The organism is Pantoea anthophila (assembly GCF_006494375.1).
Classification (GTDB): domain Bacteria; phylum Pseudomonadota; class Gammaproteobacteria; order Enterobacterales; family Enterobacteriaceae; genus Pantoea; species Pantoea anthophila.
The window spans coordinates 291707-316138 of sequence record NZ_VHIZ01000052.1 but is presented as its reverse complement, the minus strand read 5'-3'; the positions used below and the strand labels follow the sequence as shown (position 1 = coordinate 316138).

At 57.9% G+C, this 24432-nt stretch carries 26 protein-coding genes; 8 read left to right on the top strand and 18 right to left on the bottom strand.

The features are described from left to right. Nucleotides 1–40: 40 nt before the first annotated feature. The 7 genes from FJW00_RS16805 to rppH form a co-directional block, all read right to left on the bottom strand. Nucleotides 41–445 (bottom strand): DUF2509 family protein, encoded by a 405-nt coding sequence (locus tag FJW00_RS16805; RefSeq protein ID WP_140925009.1) that lies wholly within the window; start codon nucleotides 443–445, stop codon nucleotides 41–43. After that, nucleotides 442–969 (bottom strand): prepilin peptidase-dependent protein, encoded by a 528-nt coding sequence (locus tag FJW00_RS16800; RefSeq protein ID WP_181161953.1) that lies wholly within the window; start codon nucleotides 967–969, stop codon nucleotides 442–444. The genes FJW00_RS16805 and FJW00_RS16800 overlap by 4 nt, the downstream gene beginning before the upstream one ends. Then, nucleotides 966–1436 carry a prepilin-type N-terminal cleavage/methylation domain-containing protein gene (locus FJW00_RS16795; RefSeq protein ID WP_140925007.1) on the bottom strand — a complete coding sequence of 157 codons (471 nt, stop codon included), beginning with the start codon at nucleotides 1434–1436 and terminating at the stop codon, nucleotides 966–968. The genes FJW00_RS16800 and FJW00_RS16795 overlap by 4 nt, the downstream gene beginning before the upstream one ends. A 189-nt stretch (nucleotides 1437–1625) precedes the next feature. Further along, the gene (thyA, locus tag FJW00_RS16790; protein ID WP_009087035.1) at nucleotides 1626–2420 is read right to left on the bottom strand and encodes a thymidylate synthase; all 795 of its coding nucleotides are present in this window, start codon (nucleotides 2418–2420) and stop codon (nucleotides 1626–1628) included. Beyond that, nucleotides 2417–3298: a prolipoprotein diacylglyceryl transferase gene (lgt, locus tag FJW00_RS16785; protein WP_140925004.1), complete on the bottom strand. Its 882-nt coding sequence runs from the start codon at nucleotides 3296–3298 to the stop codon at nucleotides 2417–2419. Before lgt ends, thyA begins: the two co-directional genes overlap by 4 nt. Before the next feature lie 191 nt (nucleotides 3299–3489). Beyond that, nucleotides 3490–5736, bottom strand: a complete 2247-nt coding sequence (gene ptsP / locus FJW00_RS16780; protein ID WP_009087039.1) for a phosphoenolpyruvate--protein phosphotransferase — start codon at nucleotides 5734–5736, stop codon at nucleotides 3490–3492. 12 nt (nucleotides 5737–5748) lie between these two features. Then, complete coding sequence (gene rppH, locus FJW00_RS16775; protein ID WP_009087042.1) at nucleotides 5749–6276, bottom strand: RNA pyrophosphohydrolase; 528 nt, start codon at nucleotides 6274–6276, stop codon at nucleotides 5749–5751. Between the two features lie 684 nt (nucleotides 6277–6960). On the opposite strand from rppH, the gene mutH reads away from it, so the two are divergent. From mutH to FJW00_RS16750, 4 genes are all read left to right on the top strand, one after another. Continuing rightward, nucleotides 6961–7638: a DNA mismatch repair endonuclease MutH gene (gene mutH, locus FJW00_RS16765; RefSeq protein ID WP_058958022.1), complete on the top strand. Its 678-nt coding sequence runs from the start codon at nucleotides 6961–6963 to the stop codon at nucleotides 7636–7638. A 99-nt stretch (nucleotides 7639–7737) separates the two neighbouring features. Beyond that, nucleotides 7738–8448: a TerC family protein gene (locus FJW00_RS16760; protein ID WP_046102486.1), complete on the top strand. Its 711-nt coding sequence runs from the start codon at nucleotides 7738–7740 to the stop codon at nucleotides 8446–8448. A gap of 118 nt (nucleotides 8449–8566) precedes the next feature. Continuing rightward, nucleotides 8567–8785, top strand: coding sequence for a YgdI/YgdR family lipoprotein (locus FJW00_RS16755; protein ID WP_009087047.1), 219 nt, complete (start codon nucleotides 8567–8569; stop codon nucleotides 8783–8785). A gap of 151 nt (nucleotides 8786–8936) precedes the next feature. Then, nucleotides 8937–9977: an NADP(H)-dependent aldo-keto reductase gene (locus tag FJW00_RS16750; protein WP_009087049.1), complete on the top strand. Its 1041-nt coding sequence runs from the start codon at nucleotides 8937–8939 to the stop codon at nucleotides 9975–9977. Between the two features lie 38 nt (nucleotides 9978–10015). Here FJW00_RS16750 and FJW00_RS16745 read toward each other — a convergent pair whose 3' ends face one another. Continuing rightward, a complete protein-coding gene (locus FJW00_RS16745) occupies nucleotides 10016–10465 on the bottom strand; it encodes a GNAT family N-acetyltransferase (RefSeq protein ID WP_046102487.1) in 450 nt (149 codons plus the stop codon). Between the two features lie 70 nt (nucleotides 10466–10535). Continuing rightward, complete coding sequence (gene lysA / locus FJW00_RS16740) at nucleotides 10536–11795, bottom strand: diaminopimelate decarboxylase (protein WP_140925000.1); 1260 nt, start codon at nucleotides 11793–11795, stop codon at nucleotides 10536–10538. A gap of 102 nt (nucleotides 11796–11897) precedes the next feature. On the opposite strand from lysA, the gene FJW00_RS16735 reads away from it, so the two are divergent. Next, nucleotides 11898–12818 carry a LysR family transcriptional regulator gene (locus FJW00_RS16735; protein WP_140924998.1) on the top strand — a complete coding sequence of 307 codons (921 nt, stop codon included), beginning with the start codon at nucleotides 11898–11900 and terminating at the stop codon, nucleotides 12816–12818. On the opposite strand, the gene FJW00_RS16730 is transcribed toward FJW00_RS16735, so the two are convergent. Next, a complete protein-coding gene (locus tag FJW00_RS16730) occupies nucleotides 12815–13978 on the bottom strand; it encodes an MFS transporter (protein WP_111208376.1) in 1164 nt (387 codons plus the stop codon). The two genes, FJW00_RS16735 and FJW00_RS16730, sit on opposite strands and share 4 nt — an antisense overlap. Before the next feature lie 349 nt (nucleotides 13979–14327). Here FJW00_RS16730 and FJW00_RS16725 point away from each other — a divergent pair, with 349 nt between their 5' ends. Next, a complete protein-coding gene (locus tag FJW00_RS16725; RefSeq protein WP_046102490.1) occupies nucleotides 14328–14954 on the top strand; it encodes a S1 family serine peptidase in 627 nt (208 codons plus the stop codon). On the opposite strand, the gene FJW00_RS16720 is transcribed toward FJW00_RS16725, so the two are convergent. The 6 genes from FJW00_RS16720 to xerD all read right to left on the bottom strand — a co-directional run bounded on the left by FJW00_RS16720 (nucleotide 14951) and on the right by xerD (nucleotide 21813). Further along, nucleotides 14951–15445, bottom strand: coding sequence for a cupin domain-containing protein (locus FJW00_RS16720; RefSeq protein ID WP_033736044.1), 495 nt, complete (start codon nucleotides 15443–15445; stop codon nucleotides 14951–14953). The genes FJW00_RS16725 and FJW00_RS16720 overlap by 4 nt on opposite strands. 145 nt (nucleotides 15446–15590) lie before the next feature. Further along, nucleotides 15591–17111, bottom strand: a complete 1521-nt coding sequence (gene lysS, locus FJW00_RS16715; RefSeq protein ID WP_009087062.1) for a lysine--tRNA ligase — start codon at nucleotides 17109–17111, stop codon at nucleotides 15591–15593. A 9-nt stretch (nucleotides 17112–17120) separates the two neighbouring features. Beyond that, nucleotides 17121–18219 (bottom strand): peptide chain release factor 2 gene (prfB, locus tag FJW00_RS16710; protein WP_111208374.1). Its coding sequence is split into 2 segments (ribosomal slippage): nucleotides 17121–18143 and nucleotides 18145–18219, totalling 1098 coding nucleotides; the frame shifts between segments, so codons are not numbered across the junction. Between the two features lie 225 nt (nucleotides 18220–18444). After that, nucleotides 18445–20181 carry a single-stranded-DNA-specific exonuclease RecJ gene (recJ, locus tag FJW00_RS16705; protein WP_046102491.1) on the bottom strand — a complete coding sequence of 579 codons (1737 nt, stop codon included), beginning with the start codon at nucleotides 20179–20181 and terminating at the stop codon, nucleotides 18445–18447. A 3-nt stretch (nucleotides 20182–20184) separates the two neighbouring features. Further along, nucleotides 20185–20898, bottom strand: coding sequence for a bifunctional protein-disulfide isomerase/oxidoreductase DsbC (gene dsbC / locus FJW00_RS16700; protein WP_009087068.1), 714 nt, complete (start codon nucleotides 20896–20898; stop codon nucleotides 20185–20187). 21 nt (nucleotides 20899–20919) lie between these two features. Next, complete coding sequence (xerD, locus tag FJW00_RS16695; protein WP_140924996.1) at nucleotides 20920–21813, bottom strand: site-specific tyrosine recombinase XerD; 894 nt, start codon at nucleotides 21811–21813, stop codon at nucleotides 20920–20922. A gap of 102 nt (nucleotides 21814–21915) precedes the next feature. On the opposite strand from xerD, the gene fldB reads away from it, so the two are divergent. Next, the gene (gene fldB / locus FJW00_RS16690) at nucleotides 21916–22434 is read left to right on the top strand and encodes a flavodoxin FldB (protein ID WP_046102492.1); all 519 of its coding nucleotides are present in this window, start codon (nucleotides 21916–21918) and stop codon (nucleotides 22432–22434) included. A gap of 110 nt (nucleotides 22435–22544) precedes the next feature. Here the strand turns inward: fldB and FJW00_RS16685 are convergent, their stop codons facing one another. Beyond that, on the bottom strand, nucleotides 22545–22955 hold the full coding sequence (locus tag FJW00_RS16685; protein ID WP_140924994.1) for a protein YgfX: 411 nt from the start codon (nucleotides 22953–22955) through the stop codon (nucleotides 22545–22547). After that, the gene (gene sdhE, locus FJW00_RS16680) at nucleotides 22930–23196 is read right to left on the bottom strand and encodes an FAD assembly factor SdhE (RefSeq protein WP_009087078.1); all 267 of its coding nucleotides are present in this window, start codon (nucleotides 23194–23196) and stop codon (nucleotides 22930–22932) included. The genes FJW00_RS16685 and sdhE overlap by 26 nt, the downstream gene beginning before the upstream one ends. A gap of 226 nt (nucleotides 23197–23422) precedes the next feature. Between sdhE and ygfZ the strand changes: the two genes are divergently transcribed. Then, a complete protein-coding gene (gene ygfZ, locus FJW00_RS16675; protein ID WP_140924992.1) occupies nucleotides 23423–24409 on the top strand; it encodes a tRNA-modifying protein YgfZ in 987 nt (328 codons plus the stop codon). Nucleotides 24410–24432: the final 23 nt, after the last annotated feature.

The window sequence follows — 24432 nt, the reverse complement described above, 5'->3', positions numbered from 1 at the left end:
CAGAGCAAATAACACCTCTGGAAGTGAGAAGCCTGCGCCTTTACAGACAGGCGGCGGGAGGGGTGAGCGGGCAGTAGTCAATCCAGCCGTGCGGCAACGCGCGGATCTGATTGTCCCGTAACCGGACCCACTGCCAGACCGCCATGCCACTGCCGCTGGCTTCTCCTTTAAGCAGACCTTCATCTTTTTTACTCCGTTTCAGGCAACTGACCCAGCCCTGACGCACCTCCTGCTGACAGCCTGAATCCGCATGCGCTGACCAGCTCAGCGTTAAGCCCCATTGCAGCGCAGACTGCGCCCGCCAGAAATCCTGGATAAACTGCTGTTCATCCGCCAGCACGCGCATACCCTGCTCTGACAGCCTGCGGCTGGCGTGCAGCGCCACGCTGCCCATCACCATGATCATCAGAACCATGCCCAGCGCGCTGCTGCCTCGCTGCTTCACAGGTTCTCTCCTTCTACCCAGCGCTCTGTCATTTCGTGCCAGCGTCCGGCCCGCCCCTGCAGCGTGATCCTGATCTGTCCGCCCTGTCGGCTGACGCTGAACTGCTCCACGCGCATAAACGCGGGGTCGGAGAGCCGCTCCCAGCCCGCAGCGTGACACTGGTCCACACCCCGCTGCATCTCCAGTTGCTGCTGTCGCAGGCGATAGCCGTAATAGTCACTTTCAGCATGGCCGACCCCTTCCCACTTTCCATTGCTGTTTTCATCCCAGCGCAGCAGCAGGCAGTTCTCATGCAGAGTGAGTGCGCCACTGCCGCACTCGCCGTGACAGTAACCGGCACGCCGCACCGCCTTTTCCAGGGTAGCCATCATCTGCTGTAACTCCTGACGCAGCTGTGCCCGCTGCAGCATCCCAGCGTTCTCTGTCAGCAGCCGCGGCAGAAAGCGCCCGGCACTCAGCATCACGACCGCGCTGATGGCCAGGGCGACCAGCATCTCCGGCAGGCTGAATCCGGCGACTTTCAACGGCAGTTCTCCTCATCGTTCAGGCAAAGACGGATACGGGCTCTGGCGGAGATAATCAGCCAGATGCGCCCGGCAGCATTGCCCAGCTCAATGCTGCCCGCCCTGGCAACATTACGACGACCATAGAAGCCCGGTTCACCACGCAGCCTGTACAGCGTTACCCCGGCATGGGGAGCGATGAAATGGAGCCGTTTTCCGCCGTCACAACCGGCCGCAGGCAGGCGGCCTGCCCCGATGCACCAGGGGATGCCTGGCTGCGACCACAGGATCAGGTCACGGTTTTGCCGGTTGGCCTGCGCACGCAGCCGCAACAGGAAGCCCTGCAGTTGCTGTGCGCTGTCGCGCAGTTGCTGCCGCTGTTGCCAGCGCTGCCAGCCATGCAGTGCGGCAAGGCTCAGCATGCCGGCAATCACCATCACCAGCAGCAGCTCCGGCAGGGTAAAACCCCGAACGTTTGCACTTTTCATGGCATCAGACTGGCGGGAATGAGCGGGTGAGACAAGCCGCAGCGTCACGGGCTGGAGAGGCTGTCGCAGAGAACCGGCGTGACAGACAGGCAATCTCAGGAAGCGTGCGCGCGATGCCGCAGATGTTCCGGACAACAGGTAAAAAAAAAGCCCCGGCGGAGTGCGCCAGGGCTTGATGTTTATCGCGGGTCAGATGGCGACGGGGGCTTTGATCGCAGGATGCGGATCGTAGCCTTCAATCTCAAAATCGTCGAACTGATAGTCAAACAGTGACGCCGGTTTGCGTTTGATAACAAGCTTCGGCAGCGGACGCGGTTCACGGGTCAGCTGCAGACGCGCCTGCTCCAGATGATTGCTGTAGAGGTGCGTGTCACCGCCGGTCCAGACGAAGTCACCCACCTCCAGATCGCACTGCTGCGCCACCATATGCACCAGCAGCGCATAGCTGGCGATATTAAACGGCAGGCCCAGGAAGATGTCGCACGAGCGCTGATAGAGCTGGCAGGAGAGCTTGCCGTTCGCCACATAGAACTGGAAGAAAGCATGGCAGGGTGCCAGCGCCATCTGGCTCAGTTCGCCGACGTTCCAGGCTGAAACGATGATCCGGCGTGAGTCGGGATCGCGCTTCAGCTGCTCCATCACCTGGCTTAACTGGTCAATTTCCTGACCGCTGGCCGTTCCCCAGCTGCGCCACTGTTTGCCATACACCGGGCCGAGATCGCCCTGCTCATCGGCCCACTCATCCCAGATGGAGACCTTGTTATCTTTCAGATAACCGATGTTGGTGTCCCCTTTCAGGAACCACAGCAGCTCATGAATGATTGAGCGGATGTGGCATTTCTTGGTGGTGACCAGCGGAAAACCATCCTGCAGATTGAAACGCATCTGGTGACCAAAAATTGAAAGCGTACCGGTGCCGGTACGGTCAGCTTTTGGCGTGCCTTCGTTCAGCACATGCTGCATCAAATCCAGATACTGTTTCATTTTTCCTCGCGAAATTGTGGCTGCGGGCGACGACGATACGCCCAGATCATCATAATTATACCGGCAATAATCATCGGCACAGAGAGGATCTGTCCCATACTGATACCGCCTTCAAACAGGCCCAGCTGAGCATCCGGCTGGCGGAAGAACTCAACGATAATGCGGAATGCGCCATAGCCGATCAGGAACAGGCCAGACACGCTGCCCATCGGACGGGGTTTACGGATAAACAGGTTCAGAATGATGAACAGCACTACGCCTTCCAGCGCCAGCTCATACAGCTGCGACGCATGACGTGGCAGCACGCCGTAGGTGTTGAGCAGCGCCTGATATTGCGGATTGGTGGCGGCCAGTGCCACATCTTCGCTGCGGGAGCCGGGGAACAGCATCGCATAGCGGAAGTTCGGATCGACACGACCCCAGAGTTCGCCGTTGATGAAGTTACCGAGACGCCCGGCACCCAGACCAAACGGGATCAGCGGTGCAATAAAGTCGGAAACCTGGAAGAAATTACGTTTAGTCCGGCGGGCAAAAATCAGCATCACCATAATCACCCCGATCAGGCCACCGTGGAATGACATGCCGCCATCCCAAACTTTGAACAGATAGAGGGGATTTTCCAGGAAAAGCGGCAGGTTGTAGAACAGCACATATCCAATACGTCCACCCAGGAAGACGCCCAGGAAACCCGCGTAAAGCAGGTTCTCAACTTCCTCTTTTTTCCAGCCGCTGCCAGGCTTGTTAGCACGGCGTACCGCCAGCCACATGGCGAAAACAAAGCCCACCAGATACATCAGACCGTACCAGTGAAGCGAAACCGGTCCAATCGAGAAGATCACCGGATCGAACTGCGGAAATGCAATATAGCCGTTATTCATCTTTCACCGTCTATTTTTCTACCCTGAAAAGGGGCGTTGTCAGGCACATAAATTAAGGCTGCGCATCATAGCACAGCCGGTTTTTTGAATTGTCGTGCAAATGTAAACACGAATAACGCGCAGAGGCAGAACGTGAAGAGCGTGAGCTCCCGCCCGGGACAGGACGAAAATTCAGCCTGTCAGAATGGCGCTTAGCGCCCGCCGCGAATCAGGCCACCCAGGCCGCGCCGCTCCATAAAGGCCGACACCAGATGGCGCACTTCGGTGGCGGTATGCGCATTCATTCCCTGCTCGCTGAGCTTCTGCGTTTCTTCGTGATCCAGATGACGCAGCAGATATTTCACCCGCGGGACATTTTTTCCGTTCATGCTGAGATGGCGATACCCCAGCCCGATCAGCAGCGCCACGCACATCGGATCGCCAGCCATTTCACCACACAAACACAGTTCAAGATTCGCGAGACGGGCTTCCTGCGCGATGGCATTCAGCGCACGCAGCATCGCCGGATGCAGCGAGTCGTACAGGTTCGCGACACGGGTATTGTTGCGGTCTACCGCCAGCAGATACTGCGTCAGGTCGTTGGTGCCGACCGAGATAAAATCGATCCGCGACGCCAGATGCGGGATCATAAACAGCATGGAAGGCACTTCGATCATCACCCCAATGCGCGGCGCGGGGATCGGGTAGCCCAGCATCTCCTCCACTTCGCGACCGGCGCGATCGATCAGCCGTTTCGCGTCGTCGATCTCGTCGATGTGACTGATCATCGGCAGCAGAATGCTGAGATTGCCGGATGCCGCATTGGCACGCAGCATGGCGCGCACCTGCACCAGAAAAATTTCTGGCTGATCGAGCGTCAGGCGGATGCCGCGCCAGCCCAGGCAGGGGTTCTCTTCACTGATCGGCATATAGGGCAGCTGCTTATCCGCCCCGACGTCCAGCGTTCGCAGCGTGACCGGCTTGTTGTGAAACAGCTGCAGCATGCCCTGATACTGCGCCACCTGCTCCTCTTCCGACGGGAAACCGTTCTGCAGCATAAACGGAATTTCGGTGCGGTAGAGCCCGATGCCATCCACCCAGCTGCCGAGCGCCTGCTCATGCTCCGGGCTTAATCCGGCATTGAGCATCACCTGCACCCGCTCGCCACTTTTCAGTTCGCCCGGCTGATCGACAACCCCTTCCGCCATCCTGCTCAGCGCATTCTCTTCGCTGATCAGGCGCTGATACTCCTGCACCAGCACCGGCTCCGGATCGATCAGTAGCTCACCGCGATAGCCATCGACAATCAGCAGACGTTTGTTGAGCTGATGCGGCTGGATATCCGCGCCCATCACGGTCGGGATCCCCATCGCCCGGGTCAGGATCGCCGCATGGGAGTTGGCTGCACCATCCCGCACCACCACGCCTGCCAGCCGCTCCTGCGGCAGCTCAGCCAGCGTCGTTGCGGTCAGCTCATCGGCCACCAGTACGAAGCGTTCCGGCCAGGCGTTGGTGCCGACCAGCGAGTCATCAAGGTGAAACAGCAGACGCTGGCCCAGCACCCGCAGATCGCCTGCGCGTTCACGCAGATAGTTATCCGTCAGGCTGGCGAACTGCTTAGCAAACTTCTCGATCACCTGTCTGACCGCCCACTCGGCGACCGATCCGCGTTCGATCTCATCGAACAGATCTTTCTTCAGCCGGGCATCGGTCAGCAGGTGGGAGTAGAGGTCGAAAATGGCCGCGCTCTCTTTCTGTGCGCTGGCGCTGAACCGTTTACTGAAGCGGCGAAACTCACTCGCGGCCTCGGTCATGGCGATCGACAGTCGCTCACGCTCACGCTGCACATCCAGCGTGGAGGCGGCGGAAACCTGATCGAGCAGCGGCTGCGTCTCATCGACCCAGCCTGGTGCCACCGCCACGCCAGGCGCGGCCGCAATCGCGCGCACCCGCGTCTGCCGGAACTGACCAAACAGCTGACCCATCTGAGACTGCGACAGCAACGCCGCCATCTGGGTCGCCAGGGTGACCAGAAACGACTCTTCGCTTTCATCAAACTGACGGTGTTCGCGCTGCTGCACCACCAGCACGCCAAGAAGCTGACGACGGCTGATAATGGGCACGCCGAGGAAGGAGCGATAGCGCTCCTCTTTCACTGCGGGGATATATTTGAAGCTGGGGTGGCTCTGGGCGTCCGCAAGGTTAATCGGCTCGGCCAGACGGCCCACTAAACCGACGATCCCCTCGTCAAACGCCAGCGTCACAGTGCGGCCACGCGGTTTTTTGAGTCCGCGCGTCGCCATCAGGTAATAGCAGCGACGATCGTGGTCGGCGAGGTAAACGGAACAGACTTCCGTTTCCATCGCCAGACAGATCTCATTGACCAGAATGTCGAGTGCTTCATTGAGACGCGGCGCACTCGCCACTTTTTCTACAATTTCGCGCAACTGAGTGAGCATAAAGGGCGTGGCCTATCCTCTCTTACGTCGATGGGCAGGATTGTTTCGCTGCCCCGCACTCTCCTGCATAGACATCACCACGCCAGCGAATTCCTTCATCACCCGGCGGTAGACGTCGCGTTTAAAGGAGACAACCTGACGCACCGGATACCAGAAACTGACCCAGCGCCAGCCATCGAACTCCGGCGTGCTGCTGTGCTGCACATTGATATCCGCGTCATTACACATTAACTGCAGAAGAAACCACTTTTGTTTCTGGCCGATACATACCGGCTTTGTGTCCCAACGCACCAAACGTTTTGGCAACTTGTAACGCAGCCAGTTACGGGTAGAGGCAAGTATTCGGACATCTTTCCGGTGCAATCCGACCTCTTCAAACAGTTCGCGATACATCGCCTGTTCTGCGGTTTCACCGGGATTGATGCCTCCCTGAGGAAATTGCCAGGAGTGCTGTCCAAAGCGCCTGGCCCATAACACTTGTCCCTGCCGGTTACAGATTACGATACCAACATTCGGGCGGTAGCCATCATCATCGATCACCGGACTACCTCAAAGCAAAATTTGAATAAGCTGATTGTTTCACACTCCTTACAGGCGGTAAACCACTGGATTCATGGGGGGTTGCGCCGTCTCTGTCGGGATAACTCACAGAAAATGGTAAAGTTATGAACAGTAATCAGAAAAATGATCGATCTTATTCACCTTTTCTGTGGATAGCTTTGTGCAGAACACGGGAGTTAACTGAATAACCTTTTCAGCGCACTCTGAACCGCTGAAAAGAGGCCGCATTTTATGCCGTTGATTTAAAACATAATAACTTTAAGTTCGCCACGTTAATGCGTTTCCTGGCAGGCGGATAAATTCACGCCCGCTGACAATCGGTTAAAATATCACCACACCGCTTTTTATCCACAGAGAATCGCTCAGGGTTAGGCCAGAGCGACGAAATTATGGTCAGATCGTGAAAAGTCAAGGCTGTAAATGGAACCAGTACCGCATCGGTAAGGGGGTTATCCCATTTTTCTGTGGATAACCGGGCTGGAGATCCTGTTCATTGTTGCGGGTAAGCCGGGATAACCCTGGCAGCCTGAGGGTGACATCCTGCGGATCCACTAAAAAAAGCACGATCTATCATGTTATTATCGAAGCCCGATAGGGTTTGTTTCAGCCGCACAGGTTACCCTCTTTTTATTGTTCAAATTTCAACCAGCAAGAGTTATCAACATGAGTCACCCGCCAGGCCCGCCTGAAAATGAAGCCAGCCTGCTGGCCCGGGCGCAGGAGTTAGCCGGATTAACACTGGAAACGCTGGCCGCTCGCGCCGGGCTGCCTATGCCTGCCGATCTTAAACGCGATAAAGGCTGGGTCGGGATGCTGCTGGAGTGGCATCTGGGCGCCAGCGCAGGCAGCAAAGCAGAGCAGGACTTTGCCCATCTGGGTATCGAACTGAAAACCATTCCGATTGATGCACAGGGCAAACCGCTGGAAACCACCTTTGTCTGCGTCGCCCCCCTGACCGGCAACAGCGGCGTGACCTGGTCGAACAGCCACGTGCGGCACAAGCTGGCGCGGGTGTTATGGATCCCGGTGGAAGGCGAGCGTGAGATTCCACTGCGGCATCGCCGTGTCGGCGCGCCGCTGTTGTGGAGCCCCGATGCAGAAGAGGAGGAGATGCTGCGTCAGGACTGGGAGGAGCTGATGGATATGATCGTGCTGGGTCGCGTTGAGCAGATCACCGCCCGGCATGGCGCCTGGCTGCAGATTCGACCCAAGGCCGCCAACAGTAAAGCGCTGACGGAGGGCATTGGCGATCAGGGCCAGCCGATCATGACCCTGCCGCGCGGTTTCTATCTGAAGAAAAGTTTCACCGGCCCCCTGCTGGCGCGTCATTTTCTTCTCTGAACTCCCCCGACCTGGCGGAAATGTCGCAATTTTGTGGGTGATCGGTGCAGCCATTGCGTATAATCGCCGTTTACTTTTCGTTTAGGATTGAATGTCGGTATGTTTGAGTGGATTTCCGATCCCAACGCCTGGCTGGCGCTGGGCACCCTGACCATCCTTGAGGTGGTGCTGGGTATTGATAACATCATTTTCCTGTCACTGGTGGTCGCGAAACTGCCTAAACACCAGCAGGCCAGCGCCCGTCGCATTGGCCTGATGGGCGCGATGCTGATGCGTCTGGCCTTACTGGCCTCAATCGCGTGGGTTGCCCGTCTGACTAATCCGCTGTTTACGCTGCTGGATCACCCCTTCTCGGCGCGCGATCTTATCCTGCTGTTCGGTGGCCTTTTCCTGCTGTGGAAATCGAGCATGGAGATCCATGAAACGATTGAAGGCGGCGAAGGGGAACACAATACCCGCGTTCACTCCTTCCTCGGCGCGATTGTGCAGATCATGATGCTCGACATTATTTTCAGCCTGGACTCCGTTATCACCGCCATCGGCCTCTCCGATCATCTCTTCATTATGATGGCGGCAGTCGTGATCGCGGTGCTGCTGATGATGTTCGCGGCGCGGGTTATCGGTGAGTTTGTCGATCGCCATCCGTCAGTGAAAATGCTGGCCCTCTCTTTCCTGATTCTGGTCGGTTTTACCCTGATTCTGGAGAGTTTTGCGGTCCACGTACCAAAAGGTTACATCTATTTCGCCATGTTCTTCTCAATGGCGGTTGAGTGCCTTAACCTGATGCGCAGTAAGAAAAAGCCCGCCTGATAAAGTCAAGGGCGAGCCTGCTCGCCCGGATATTTTCAGAATTCTGCGATTAATCCTGCCGGCAAAACCATTTATTACTACACTTTTTGCACTTGACGATTTGTGAGGGGAAGGCGTGATGAAAGGGCTGGCAGGATTAGCAGCGGTAGTGATAACCGCAGCGTTATTAAGCGGATGCAGTTCAGATTATGTGATGGCGACCAAAGATGGCCGCATGATTATGACCGAAGGCAAGCCGAGCATTGATAAAGAGACCGGCCTGGTGGAATACACCGATCAGTCAGGTCACGCAGTGCAGATTAACAGCGATGAGGTTTCAACGATCATTGAACGTTAAGTGCCTGATTTAATCATCTGCCACCCATTCTGCGCTGGCAGATGATTTCCCCGATTTTTCCCCCTTCCTTCCCCGCCATGGCTCGCGCTATAGTCCCTCAGGACACAACATTCCATTCGCTCTATTCCCGATAAAGAAAAGGAAGCTGGCAATGCACTATCATCGTATTCCCCACAGCACGCTGGAAGTGAGTCAGCTGGGGTTGGGCACCATGACGTTCGGCGAACAGAACAGCGAAGCTGACGCGCATGCTCAACTGGATTTGGCTATCCGTTCCGGCATCAACTTTATTGATACTGCCGAGATGTATCCGGTGCCACCGCGCCCGGAAACCCAGGGTCTGACCGAACAATACATTGGCAGCTGGCTGAAACAGCGCGGCAGCCGCGACAAAATCATTCTGGCCAGTAAAGTCGCCGGCCCTTCCCGTGGCAACGACGCCTCAATCCGTCCGGACATGGCGCTGGATCGCAAAAACATCCGTGCCGCCCTCGACGCCAGCCTGAAACGGCTGAACACCGACTATCTGGATCTCTACCAGCTGCACTGGCCGCAGCGCCAGACTAACTTTTTTGGCAAGCTCGGCTACCAGTACAGCGAAACCACCGCGCAGGTGACCCTGCTGGAGACCCTGGAGGCGCTGACCGAACAGGTGCGGGCAGGAAAGATTCGCTATATCGGGGTCTCGAACGAAACGGCGTGGGGGGTAATGCGCTATCTGCAACTGGCGGAGAAGCATGAGCTGCCGCGCATCGTCAGCATTCAGAACCCCTACAGTCTGCTGAACCGCAGTTTTGAAGTGGGTCTGGCCGAAATCAGCCAGCATGAGGGCGTTGAACTGCTCGCCTATTCGAGCCTGGCGTTTGGTACGCTGAGCGGTAAATATCTGAATGGCGCGCAGCCTGCGGGCGCACGCAACACCCTGTTCAGCCGCTTCACCCGCTACAGCGGTGAGCAGTCACAGCAGGCAATTGCTGAGTATGTGGCGCTGGCCCGACAGCATCAGATTGACCCGTCGCAGATGGCCCTCGCCTATGTGCGTCAGCAGCCATTTGTTGCCAGCACGCTGCTGGGTGCCACCACCCTTGAGCAGCTGCAGACAAATATCGACAGCTTCAATCTGACCCTGAACGCCGAGATTCTGGAAGGGATTGAGGCGATTCACCGTCGTTTTACCTACCCGGCTCCCTGAGTGCGACTGCCAGCTGCCGCAGAGGCGGCTGGCTTCTCTCACAGCGCGCGGCAGTAGAGCGAGACAGGCTTGTCAGGATACTCCAGTGCTTCTCCCGCCGCCTGCCAGCCAAATCGTTCGTAATACCCTCTGAACGCCGACCATAGCCACAACCGTGGAAAGCCCCGCGCCTTTGCATAGCCGATAACGTGCTGCTGCAGCGCCTCGCTGACTCCTCTGCCACGCGCCGATTCATCCACATAGAGCGCCGCCAGCCAGGGGAAGAGATCCTGACGACTGATCAGATCGCAGCGCCAGAATCCCACTGTACCGATCGCCCTGCCCGCTTCCACGGCCACAAAGGTGACGGGAAACTCTGCCCCTGTCAGGCTGCTGTTAACCACGCTCGCAAAGAACGCCCGGCTGCTGGCCTCACCGAATGCCCGCCACTGCCAGTCAGTAACCTGATCGGCAAAGTGGGGCGCGTCGCTGAGCAAGACAATCTCCATCACCTGCTCTCCTCTGAAAAACGCTGACGCGGTAAGCCCGCGTACAGGCCGCCCGGTCGTACTGTATCGCTTATTCGCCAATCTCCAGTGCCAGCAACGACTGAATGGTCTGCGCACGGCGGATTTCGCGCGGCTGGCCCTGCTCAAACAGCACTTCCGGGATTAACGGACGGCTGTTGTAGTTTGAGGACATCGAGGCACCATAAGCGCCCGTGTCGTGAAATACGAGGTAGTCGCCGACGCTGGCCGCCGGGATCGCACGCGGTTCTACCATACCGCCTTCCAGCTGGGTAAAGACATCGCCCGACTCACACAGCGGCCCCGCGACGACCGTGTCGATCGTCTGCTGCTCATCAATCGCGCGATCATCACCCGCCATCAGCGAGATGTGGTGATAGCTGCCATACATGGAAGGACGCATCAGGTCACTGAAACCGGCATCGACCAGCACAAAGTGACGGCTGCCCATCGACTTGACCGCTCTCACCTGAGAGACCAGCACACCTGACTCAGCCACCAGGAAACGGCCCGGTTCAATCTCCAGCTTGACCGCGTGCCCCAGATGCTGAGCAATCCGCTGCCGGGCCGCATCCCAAAGGCCGAAATAGTGATCGGTGTCGATCGCCTCTTCGCCATAGCGATAAGGGATAGAGAGGCCGCCGCCTGCAGAGATTGCCGTCAAATCCTGACCGGACGCCATAACCAGTCCGACCATCGCATCGCAGACCTGCTGCAGGTGCGCATAATCGACGCCCGAACCGATATGCATATGGATGCCCACCAGCTGCAGGCCGTGCTGCTCAATGGCGGCCAGCGCCGCGGCTAAATCACCGTGCCAGATACCGTGCTTGCTGTTTTCGCCGCCGGTATTGGTTTTCTGGCTGTGACCATGACCAAAGCCAGGATTGACCCGCAACCACACTGCGTGACCGGGTGACACTGCGCCAAGCTGATGCAGCATATCGATTGAACCGGCGTTCACCGGAACCTTCAGCGCCGCAACCCGCTCCAGCGTCGGCTGGTCAAACAGATCGGCGGTAAAAACAATCTCATCGCCACCCGGCTGGTAGCCCGCCGCCAGCGCACGTTCGATTTCACCCAGCGAAACCGAATCCACTTTGACCCCCGCCGCCCGCATCAGGCGCAGGATATGAATATTTGAGCAGGCTTTCTGCGCAAAACGTATGACGTCAAACGCCTGCAGCTGCGCAATGCGTGCCTGGATAATCTGCGCGTCATAGGCCCAGAATGGCCCGGCGTAACGGCGGGCCAGCGGCAGCAGATGAGCGGCGTTGAGGGCGGTTTCGGTACTCTGTAAGGAACGTGGCATGACAATTCTCCTGTGGCGATAGTTCCATTAAGCCAGAATCATGCCATAGCGAAAAATATCTGTTTTAATAGCATCTATGCAGAATGGATATAGGATAGCGGCATGGCGAACATCAACTGGCGACATATTGAAATTTTTCATGCGGTGATAACCAGTGGCAATCTGACTCAGGCCGCCACGCTGCTGCACACCTCTCAGCCGACGGTGAGCCGGGAGCTGGCGCGGCTGGAGCAGCAGCTGGGACTACAGCTGTTTGAACGGGTACGCGGCCGGCTGCAGCCGACGGTACAGGGATTGCGCCTGTTTGAAGAGGTGCAGCGCTCCTGGTACGGTCTGGATCGCATCCGGGAAGCCGCAGAGGGACTTCGCCAGTTTCGTCAGGGCGAGCTGTCGATTGCCTGCCTGCCGGTTTTTTCTCAGTCGCTGCTGCCGCCGCTGTGTCAGCCCTTTTTAGCACGTTACCCTGACGTGAGCCTCAATGTGATCCCGCAGGAGTCGCCGCTGCTGGAGGAGTGGCTCTCAGCACAGCGCTACGATATCGGTTTAACCGAAACCCAGCACGCCCCGGCCGGTACCGATCGTCTCGCCCTGCTGACCTGTGATGAAGTGTGCGTTCTGCCACAGCACCATCCCCTGAGTCAGCGTGCCGTGCTGACGCCGCATGATTTCGCTGGCGAGCGGTATGTCAGCCTCTCGCGCAGCGACAGCTATCGTCAGCTGCTGGATGCGCTGTTTCAGGAGCAGGGGGTTGAACGGCGGCTGGTGATAGAGACGCACAGCGCAGCCTCGGTGTGCGCCATGGTCAGGGCGGGTACAGGCATTTCGATTGTTAATCCGCTGACGGCGCTGGATTACGCCGACAGCGGATTGGTGATGCGTAAGTTCAGCGTAGCAGTGCCGTTTACCGTCAGCCTGGTCAGGCCGCGGCACCGACCCGCCTCAGCGCTGGTCGATGCCTTTGTCAGCCATCTGCAGGAGCAGGTGACCGCCTTTCCGGCACGTATCGCCGCCCGCCTGGCTTAGGCGCGGACGCTGGCAGCCGGGCGGCCTGGTTTGCGGAAGGTCATCAGGCAGACCAGCAGGCCGATGAGCGCTAGCGCAGCCGCCGCGACCGGCACCGCCGTCAGGCCATAACCGCGACCGATAACCGCACCGCCGACCCAGGCACCCAGCGCATTGCCCACGTTAAAGGCCGCAATATTCAGGGTGGAGACCAGATTAGGAGCCTCTTTACCGTGACGGACCACGTTGATCTGCAGGCCCGGTACCGTGGCGAAGGTGGCCATCGCCCAGAGGAACAGGGTAATCTCCGCCAGCCACAGCGCGTGGCTGGTCCAGCTGAAGAGCAGAGAGAAGATGGCGATCAGCGAAAAACTGAGGATCAGGCTGAATGAGACTTTCCAGTCCGCCAGTTTGCCGCCAAGGATATTCCCCACCGTCAGGCCCGCACCAATCAGGAACAGCGTCCAGCTGACGCCGCGGTCGCTGATCCCGGTGATCTCTAACAGCAGAGGCGCAATGTAGCTGAACAGCGCAAACATCGCCGCCGCGAAGCAGACCGTCATCAGCAGAGAGAGCCACAGTTTTCCGTTAGCCAGCGCGCCAATTTCACTCGCCAGATGAACCGGCTTCTCCTGTTTGTTTGTCGGCAGGCTGACAATCAGGGCGATAAAGGCCAGCACACCGATCACCGCCACACCCCAGAACGTGGCCCGCCAGCCAAACATCTGACCGAAGCTGGTGCCCAGCGGCACGCCCAGCACGTTAGCCAGGGTCAGTCCGGTAAACATCAGGGCGACAGCGGAGGCCTGACGTCCGGCTGGCACCAGACTGGCGGCGACGACCGCACCGATACCGAAGAAGGCCCCGTGACAGAGCGCGGTGACGATACGTGCCAGCATCAGCAGGTTGTAGTTGTACGCAAGCGCGCAGAGCAGGTTGCCGACAATAAAGATCACCATCAGCAGAATCAGCGTTTTTTTACGCGGCAGTCTGGCGGTGAGCAGCGCCATAATCGGCGCACCGATCGCCACGCCCAGCGCATAGCCGCTGATCAGCCAGCCCGCCGACGGAATGGAAACCTGAAGGTCGCGCGCCACGTCAGGCAGCAATCCCATGATGACAAATTCGGTGGTTCCGATGGCGAACGCACTCAACGCCAGCGCCAGTAATGCAACAGGCATAACACTCTCCCAGTCTTATTTGCAGGTGAACCGCGCGGACACGCAGCCCCTCGACGCTTATTAAAATTTGATCTGCGTCACAGTGAGTATTACAGCACAGCCCGGATAAGCGACATAGCCTGCGTAGCGCAAAGGATTATTGCCGTTGCCGCAATAATCCTCGCCTCCTGATGCTCTCTCTCGCTATCTGAGGGGCAGCGGCTGCCCTGTCTGCATCGCGTCAGGTTGCCATTTCCCGTTAACCGGTTACCTTTTTTATATGTGATTCATTAATTATTCCGCAACGTTGCCGATATATCCCTAATCAATTGCCAGGTGTAGTTATCAACTTCTGACGCAGGGAGAGAGAATGCAACGACTCATAGCCTTGATGGTCTTTGCTCTGACCGGCTGCTCGGTTGGTCATTATGAGTACAGTAAAGAAGCTGAAAAGCGGGTTGATATGACCGTGACCGGCATTCCGACCATACTGGGTATCGGCACGCTCGGCACCACCATCCCGCTGACGCCGGAGTACAGCCTGACCGCCGCCCATGTGGCGAAGTTTTCGCTTTATCGGGTCAAAGCCTGGCATCCGCAATGCGACCTGGCGGTGGTCTACCACAAAAACAGCGAAGCAAACCTGCCTCCCAGCTTCCGCAACAGCCATATCGGCGACAGGGTGAACCTCTACGGCTACAGCTTTATTTCGGCGATGCCGGTCAGTTCCAGCGGGCAGAACCTCATCAATACCACGCTGGCGAACAGCTGGAACAAGCCAGACTGCGTCGTGGTAGCGGCGAATGCAGGAGTGGTAAAAGGCATGTCAGGCGGTGCGGTTTATAACGCCTCTGACGATACGCTGGCGGGGGTGATTGTGGGCTACAGCAATAACATCGATGACAATGTCACCGGTAAGACGCTCTACAAGAACGTTGCGCTCTATGTGCCCTATTCCCGCTTTCAGACCTGGCTGGATCAGGCGATTAAATCCTAAGATTTTTTGTCGGGCAAACCAGGATGGTTGCCCATAGGATGTTCGGGCGGATTGAGCCATCTGTCTTCACGGGTTGCTTCGTAGTCCGGGTTAAGAGGGTAAGCAATACGATTTTCAGGCTTACTGGTTTCCCCCACCACTAAAAAACGTGCCTCATGCTCACTGTTGTTTATAAAGGTGTGGCAAATGCCAGTGCCCGCCGGAAAAGCCACGGCATCACCTGGCGACAACGGGTACAGCTCGCCGTTGATCCAGGCATCAGGATGACCTTCAAGCACAAAAATGAACTCTTCTTCTGCGCTTTCTGCGTGGGGATAAGACATGCGACGTCCGGGCAACAGCCTTTCATGATGAATGCCAAGGCGGGTTAATCCCAGCAACCTACCCAGTGGAGCACCAATCGACATGCGCTCATCGCTGTCGGCATAATGTTCATTATCTTCACCTTCCAGCGCTTGCCAGTGGCGAATGCAGTCGGGACGTTGCATCATGTTTGCTCCTGGTTAAGGTATTCAGCCTGGCATAGGGAGCAGCACGGCTCAAGCACAAGCATCGCGAGGCGAAAAGCAGTGTCTGATTCTGGCATAGGTATAAAAAAAGCCGGGATATCCCGGCCTTTTCTGTTAACAGTCAGACTTACTTGCTGCCTGGACGCAGTGCCGGGAACAGGATGACGTCACGGATGGTGTGGCTGTTGGTAAACAGCATCACCATACGGTCGATACCGATACCCAGACCGGCGGTTGGCGGCAGACCATGTTCCAGTGCGGTAACGTAATCTTCGTCATAGAACATCGCTTCGTCGTCACCGGCATCTTTGGCATTTACCTGCTGCAGGAAACGCTCAGCCTGATCTTCCGCATCGTTCAGCTCCGAGAAGCCGTTACCGATTTCACGACCACCAATGAAGAACTCAAAGCGATCCGTGATTTCCGGGTTCTCGTCGTTACGACGGGCCAGCGGCGACACTTCTGCCGGGTATTCGGTGATGAAGGTTGGCTGAATCAGATTCGCCTCTGCCGTCTCTTCGAAAATCTCCGTTACGACGCGGCCCAGACCCCAGCTCTTCTCAACTTTGATGTGCAGTGATTGCGCAATCGCCACCGCTTTATCAAAGTCTTCCAGATCGGCCAGATCGGTTTCAGGACGATACTTTTTGATCGCTTCGCGCATGGTCAGTTTTTCAAACGGCTTACCGAAATCAAACTCCTGCTCACCGTAAGGCACCACCGTGCTGCCCAGCACATCCTGCGCCAGCGTGCGGAACAGGCTCTCGGTCAGCTCGATCAGATCTTTGTAATCCGCGTAGGCCATATAGAGTTCCATCATGGTGAACTCTGGGTTATGACGTGGCGAAATCCCTTCGTTACGGAAGTTACGGTTGATCTCGAACACGCGATCAAACCCGCCCACCACCAGACGCTTCAGGTAAAGCTCCGGGGCAATACGCAGATACATGTCGATATCCAGCGCATTGTGATGGGTGATGAAAGGACGCGCAGACGCGCCGCCCGGGATCACCTGCATCATCGGCGTTTCCACTTCCATAAAGTCACGGCTCACCATGAACTGACGGATACCGGCCATGATCTGCGAACGAATGCGGAAGGTATTGCGCGACTCATCGTTGGCGATGAGGTCGAGATAGCGCTGACGGTAACGGGTTTCCTGATCGGCCAGGCCGTGGAACTTGTCCGGCAACGGACGCAGGGCTTTGGTCAGCAGGCGCAGTTCAGAACAGTGAATCGACAGTTCGCCGGTTTTGGTTTTAAACAGCTTGCCGCGCGCGCCGAGGATATCGCCGAGATCCCACTTTTTGAACTGCTCGTTGTAGATCCCTTCCGCCAGGTCATCACGCGAAACGTACAGCTGAATGCGGCCACCCACATCCTGCAGGGTCACGAAAGAGGCTTTACCCATGATGCGACGGGTCATCATACGACCCGCCACACTCACTTCGATGCCGAGATCTTCAAGCTCTTCGTTGCTCTTCTCGCCATAGCTGGCGTGCAGCTGGTCAGAGAGGCTGTCACGACGGAAATCGTTAGGAAACGCCACGCCATTTGCACGCAGCACGCTCAGCTTTTCGCGACGCGTTTTCAGTTCGTTATTTAACTCAACGGCGGCGTCAGCGCTCTGCGGTTGTTGTTCAGACATGTCGGTTCCTTATAACCCTGCTTTTAAACTAGCTTCAATGAATCGATCCAGATCGCCGTCCAGTACAGCCTGGGTGTTACGCGTCTCTACGCCGGTGCGCAGATCTTTGATGCGGGCATCATCAAGCACGTAAGAACGGATCTGACTTCCCCAGCCGATGTCAGACTTGTTGTCTTCCAGCGCCTGTTTCTCAGCATTTTTCTTCTGCATCTCAAGCTCGTACAGCTTCGCCTTCATCTGCTTCATCGCCTGATCTTTGTTCTTGTGCTGAGAACGGTCGTTCTGACACTGAGTCACCGTTCCGGTCGGAATGTGGGTAATACGCACCGCAGATTCCGTCCGGTTAACGTGCTGACCGCCCGCGCCCGATGCGCGATAGACGTCAATACGCAGATCCGCCGGGTTGATGTCGATATCAATATCGTCATCCACTTCCGGGTAAATAAAGGCGGAGCTGAATGAGGTGTGACGACGGCCGCCGGAGTCGAACGGACTCTTACGCACCAGGCGATGGACGCCGGTTTCCGTGCGCAGCCAGCCGAAGGCGTAGTCGCCTGACACGCGAATGGTCACGGATTTGATGCCCGCGACTTCACCTTCAGACTCTTCGATAATTTCGGTTTTGAAGCCTTTTGCTTCGGCCCAACGCAGATACATACGCATCAGCATGCTGGCCCAGTCCTGCGCTTCGGTGCCGCCGGAACCGGCCTGCAGGTCGATGTAGCAGTCAGCGCTGTCATACTCGCCGGAGAACATGCGGCGGAACTCCAGTTCGCCCAGCTTGCCCTCAAGCACGTCCAGCTCGGCAACCGCTTCGTTGAAAGTCTCTTCGTCTTCCGCTTCGACGGCCAGCTCCAGCAGACCCTGCACATCTTCCAGGCCCTGCGCCATCTGATCCAGCGTCTGCACGATCGCTTCCAGCGAGGCGCGCTCTTTGCCCAGCGCCTGAGCACGCTCAGGTTCGTTCCAGACATCGGGCTGTTCCAGCTCGGCGTTTACTTCTTCGAGGCGTTCTTTCTTGGCATCGTAGTCAAAGATACCCCCGAAGAACGTCGCTGCGCTCACTGAGGTCCTGAATACGGTTTTTGACCGGGTTGATTTCAAACATGGCTTTAGCGTCTTTCTTATGTTCGATGGGACAGGAAATTTAACGCACAAGTTTACCCGAAACTGGCGGCAGTTTGTAGCGTTGAGACAGGGGGGATGCGGGAACGGCGTGACGCGCCGCATTTTCTTCCCGGCTGATGGCGCTGTGGCCCCGTCAGAGGAGACAACGGAAGGCAGTCAGGCATGCGCACCTGCCATCACCGCAGAGGCGCAAACCTGACAGAACCTAGTTCAGCGGCCAGAGATGGTCGATGATCAGCTGTACCGAGCGGTTACCGCGATACTCGTTGATATCCAGCTTATAAGCCAGTTCGACCTGACGCACGCTGCTGTCGGGCCACAGTGTGGTATCGACATTAAAGGCGATACCGTCGATCAGCGGACCGCCGTCTAGCGGTTCGACCATTACTTTCAGATGCCGCTCGCCCACCAGCCGCTGTTGCAGCAGCTTAAACCGGCCGTCGAAGGCCGGTTCCGGGAACGCCTGGCCCCAGGGGCCCGCCTCACGCAGCATCTCAGCCGTCTGCAGCGAAAAATCCTGCGGTTGCAGCGCACCGTCAGACCAGATGATGCCCTGCAGCGATTCGCCGTCCAGCCACTCACCGACCAGGTCGGCAAAGCGCTGACGAAACTCCTCGTAGCGGTCCGTTTCCAGCGATAAGCCTGCCGCCATCGCGTGGCCACCAAACTTCAGCATCAGGCCGGGGTTCAGGGTATCCAGCCGCTCCAGCGCATCACGCAGATGCAGACCGGCAATCGAACGTCCCGAGCCTTTCAGCGTGCCATCGCCCGCGGGGGCGAAGGCAATGACCGGACGATGAAAACGCTCTTTCAGTCGTGAGGCCAGAATGCCCACGACGCCCTGATGCCACTCGGGATGATAGAAGGCCAGTCCCAGCGGCAGATCGCGCTGCTCACGCTCCAGCGCCTGACACAGCGCCAGCGCCTCGCTCTGCATGCCCTGCTCGATCTCTTTTCGCGTCTGGTTGAGTGCGTCCAGCTCACTGGCTAACATCCGCGCCTGACTCAGGTCATCAGTCATCAGCAGCGCCACGCCCACCGACATGTCGTCGAGCCGCCCCGCGGCATTAAGCCGTGGCCCCAGCGCAAAACCGAGATCGCTGGCCGCCAGCTGACGCGCATCGCGATTCGCAATCTCCAGCAGCGCCCGGATGCCTGGCCGGCATTTTCCGGCCCGGATACGGCTCAGCCCCTGCCATACCAGAATACGGTTGTTAACGTCGAGCGGCACCACATCGGCGACCGTGCCGAGCGCCACCAGGTCCAGCATCCCGGCCAGATTTGGCTCGGCGCGGGTAACGCCGAACCAGCCCTGGGTGCGCAGATGGGCGCGCAGCGCCAGCATCAGATAGAACGCAACGCCAACGCCCGCCAGCGCCCGCGAAGGAAAATCGCAGTCGGGCAGGTTAGGATTCACGATCGCCTCAGCGGCCGGTAAGGTCTCGCCCGGCAGGTGATGGTCGGTGATCAGCACCGGAATGCCGTGCTGATGCGCGTACTCCACCCCGGCGTGGGAGGAGATGCCGTTATCGACCGTCAGGATCATGGCGGCGCCCCGTGCACGCGCCTGCTCTACCACTTCCGGGCTGAGGCCATACCCATCTTCAAAGCGATTCGGCACCAGATACTGCACGTTACTGCCGCCCATACTGCGCAGCGCCATCACCGTCAGCGCGGTACTGGTCGCGCCATCGGCATCAAAGTCGCCGACCACCATGATGCGACGGCCATCCAGCAGCGCCTGATGCAGTAGCGCAACGGCACTCTCAATCCCGCTTAAGGATTGAAACGGCAGCAGATTTTTTGCACCGCGCTCCAGCTCTGCGGCATCGCGCACACCGCGGTGCAGATAGAGTCGCTTCAGCAGCGGCGGCAGGGTCGCCGGCAGCGCATCGTCTACCGTCACCTCACGGCGACGGAGTTCCACATCCTGTTTTACCACCGATTAACCACCACGCTTCTGATTGTCCAGCACCTGCTTCAGCTCCTGCGGCGTCTGATAACCGGGGATCATCATGCCGCTGTCGGTGAGCATGGCCGGGGTGCCCTGAATGCCGAACAGCACGCCCAGTTTGTAGTGCTGAGCAATATCAATTTTGCAGCTGTCGGGCGCAGCCATCTTCGGCGCATTGCCTTTCATCGCCTCGTCAAAGGCTTTGTTGCGGTCGGCGCTGCACCAGATCGCTTTCATCGCCGGTGCGATCTGACCATTCAGCCCTTCCCGCGGAAACGCCAGGTAGCGCACGGTGATACCCAGTGCGTTGTAGTCCGCCATCTGCTCGTGCAGCTTGTGACAGTAGCCGCAGGTAATGTCGGTAAAGACGGTCACGACATGCTGCTCTTTAGGCGCTTTGTAGACGATCATCTCCGGCACCAGCGCCTCGACCTTTTTGTCGAGCAGCTTATTGGTGACGTTAACCGGCTGAGTGCCGCTGACGTCATACAGCGGACCCTGAATCATATGTTTACCGTCGTCGGTCACGTAGAGCACGCCGCTCTCTGACAGCACGGTTTTGAACCCTGGCAGCGGGGACGGGCTGATCTCTGTCTGATTCAGCCCGAGCTTTTTCAGGGATTGCTGGATAGCGCTGTCATCGGCCTGAGCAAGACCGGAAAAGGCGCTGGCTAACAGGGCCAGCATGGCAAAATGCTTGTTCATCGTTGTCCTTATGGCCGCGGTTCAGGCTCGCGGATGGTGTTGTTGATGCAACTGACGCAGGCGCTCGGTGGCGACATGCGTATAAATTTGCGTGGTGGAGAGATCGCTGTGCCCCAGCAACATCTGTACGACACGTAAATCGGCGCCGTGGTTCAGCAGATGCGTGGCAAAGGCATGGCGCATCACATGGGGTGATAACTTTTCGGCGTCGATGCCCGCCAGCGTGGCGTAATGCTTAATCCGATGCCAGAAGGTCTGCCGCGTCATCTGCTGCGCCCGATTACTGGGAAACATCACGTCCAGCGTCTGACCATTAAGCAGCCACGGGCGACCATGTTCCATATATTGCTCCAGCCAGTAAACCGCTTCTTCACCTAATGGCACCAGCCGCTCTTTATCACCTTTACCGATTACCCGGACGACGCCCTGACGCAGGCTGATGTCGCTGAGCGTCAGCCCTGTCAGTTCGGAGACGCGCAGGCCGGTGGCATAGAGCAGCTCCAGCATCGCCTTATCGCGCAGCTCCAGTGGGATATCGGTATTGGGTGCCTGCAACAGCCGCTCGACCTGCGCCTCAGTGAGATCTTTCGGCAGTCGCTGTGGCAGTTTGGGTGCCGAGAGCAGCGCACTGGGATCGTCGGGGCGCACTTTTTCACGGTACAGATACTGGAACAGGCGACGCATGGCGCTGAGCAGCCGCGCTGAGCTGGTCGCCTTGTAGCCTCCTTCCAGCCGTTCAGCCAGAAACTGCTGCAGATCGGCTGGCGTCACGCTGAGCAGCGTCAGCTGGTGATGCGCCAGCCAGCCGGTCAGCGTCTGGAGATCCTGGCGATAGGAGAAGAGCGTGTTCTGCGCCAGATTGCGCTCAATCCAGAGCGCATCAAGAAACTGTTCTGTCAGTTCGCTGTCCTGCACGTTATCTCCGCCGTCTGGTGTAAAATCATGCTCATTATGCCTGATTCAGCAGCGCTTCTGGTACAATTGCGCCAAAGTCAGTATTTACAGAGTGTTATCTGCATGAAAATCGGTCTGTTTTACGGTTCCAGTACCTGTTACACCGAAATCGTGGCGGAGAAAATTCGCGATTTCATCGGCGACGAGCTGGTCACGCTGCATAACGTTAAGGATGATGACCCGCGTCTGATGGAGCAGTACGATTTGCTGATCATGGGCATCCCCACCTGGGATTTTGGTGAGTTGCAGGAGGACTGGGAGGCGATCTGGACGCAGCTGCCCGCGCTGAATCTGCAGAATAAGATTGTGGCGCTGTATGGTATGGGCGATCAGATTGGCTACGGTGAATGGTTTCTGGATGCGCTCGGCATGCTGCACGATTTGCTGCAGCCGATGGGGGTACGTTTCGTAGGCTACTGGCCGCTGGAGGGCTATGAGTTCACCAGTCCCCGACCGCTCACTGCCGATGGCACACAGTTTGTCGGCCTGGCGCTGGATGACGTGAATCAGTTTGAGGTGACTGATGAGCGCGTTGAGCAGTGGTGCGAGCAGGTGCTAACCGAGACTGCCGGACTGCTGTAACCCTCTTCAGCCGTTGCGGCCGCCAGCCACCTACGGAGACGGCGCGGAATGCCTGACAGAACCTGACCGGCCGCGGGTCAGTCGACATGCGCGCTTATGCCTCTTCGCCGTTAATGTCGCGGCCTGCTGAAGCAGCAGGCGCGCAACGCCCGCCATTCGTCAGGCTGCATAGCGTCCTGCATCAGCCACCAGCGCAGCCTGTCACCCTCTTCGCTCTTCGCCACCAGCAGCACGCCTGCCGGTAACCAGCGCAGTGGCTGAGTGGGACGCCAGCGTTTTCCCTGCCAGATCCAGCAATGGACACTTTCCCGCTCCAGCGTCCCATGCCGCAGCCTCAGCCGCCGGCAGACACGACCGCCCTCCGCCAGCAACAGCAGGATCATTCCGCTCCGCAGCAGCTCCCCACCCACGGGCAGCGCCATCAGCAGCACGCCCGAGACGGCAGCCACCAGCCAGACGCACAGCACCCCGCACGCCAGCCGGGAGGGCCGCAGCTTACATTGCCACCGGGCCGCGCTCATGGTTGCGCTGCTGGATGAGATTGACCATCCGCTTAAGCTCAGGATCCTTTGGCTCGCCGTGATTCATCAGCCAGTTGAACAGATCGGGATCGTCACTCTTCAGCAGCGCGACAAAGACCTGCTTATCGGTGTCGCTCAGCGTGTCATACTCAAATTTGAAGAACGGCATAATCGCCACATCCAGTTCCAGCATGCCGCGACGGCAGGCCCACTGAATACGTGATTTATCATTAATATCCATGCATCAGTTTCCACAGTTCACAACGTGGCGCTTAGTGTAACCTGGTTTACTACGGCTCGCAGGCGCTGCGTCGCATGCTGTGCAACCTGCCACATTTCAGGCGGCCTCTTTGCAGGGCTATCACGCCTTTTGTGCGCCGTTTTCCGTAAACAGTTTGCATTGCCAGGCGGCTCTTTTAACATTGAAGACATTGTTCCGGATGAACCTTCTTACACAGGATATCTCCATGCCCACTTTTACTTTACCGCCGCGCCAGCCTGCCGCGTCGTCCCGTCTGCCGCTAACCCTGATGTCACTGGACAGCTGGGCACTGGTTTCGATTACCGGTGCGGACAGCACTGCCTACCTGCAGGGTCAGTTAACGCTGGATGTCGCGGCGCTGGATGCCAATCATCACTCCCCCGCCGCGCACTGCGACGCCAAAGGCAAAATGTGGAGCAATCTGCGTCTGTTTCATCGCGGTGAAGGGTATGCCTACCTGATCCGGCGTGAACTGCGCGACACCCAGTTGGCCGAGCTGAAGAAATATGCGGTGTTTTCAAAAGTCACGATGATGCCCGACGATGAAGCACTTCTGCTGGGTGTGGCCGGTTTCCAGGCGCGTGCTGCCCTGGCTAACCTGTTTGAGGCGTTGCCTGACAGCGAGAAACCAGTGGTGCATCAGGGTGAGACTACCCTGTTGTGGTTTGCGCATCCGGCCGAACGTTTTCTGATTGTGACATCACCGGCCCAGGCCGACGTGCTGAAGCAGAAACTCAGCGAGGATGCGCAGTTCAACGACAGCCAGCAGTGGCTGGCGCTGGATATCGAAGCCGGTATTCCGGTGATCGTTCCCGCCACCAGCGTGCAGTTTATTCCGCAGGCCACCAACCTGCAGGCGCTGGATGCCATCAGCTTTAAAAAAGGCTGCTATGCCGGACAGGAGATGGTGGCACGGGCGAAATATCGCGGTGCTAACAAACGCGCCCTTTACTGGCTGGCGGGTAAGGCAAGCCATCTGCCTGAGGCCAACGCGCCGCTGGAGCTGCAGATGGGTGAGCGCTGGCGTCGTACCGGCAGCGTGCTGGCGGCTGTGCAGCTGGATGATGGCACCAGCTGGATTCAGGTGGTGCTGAACAACGATCTGGAGCCGGACAGCGTGCTGCGGGTTGAAGGCGATGAAGGTGGTCATCTGACGGTGCAGCCCCTGCCCTATTCGCTGGATGAGAGCTGAGTCACCTTCTGGCCCTGGCATCA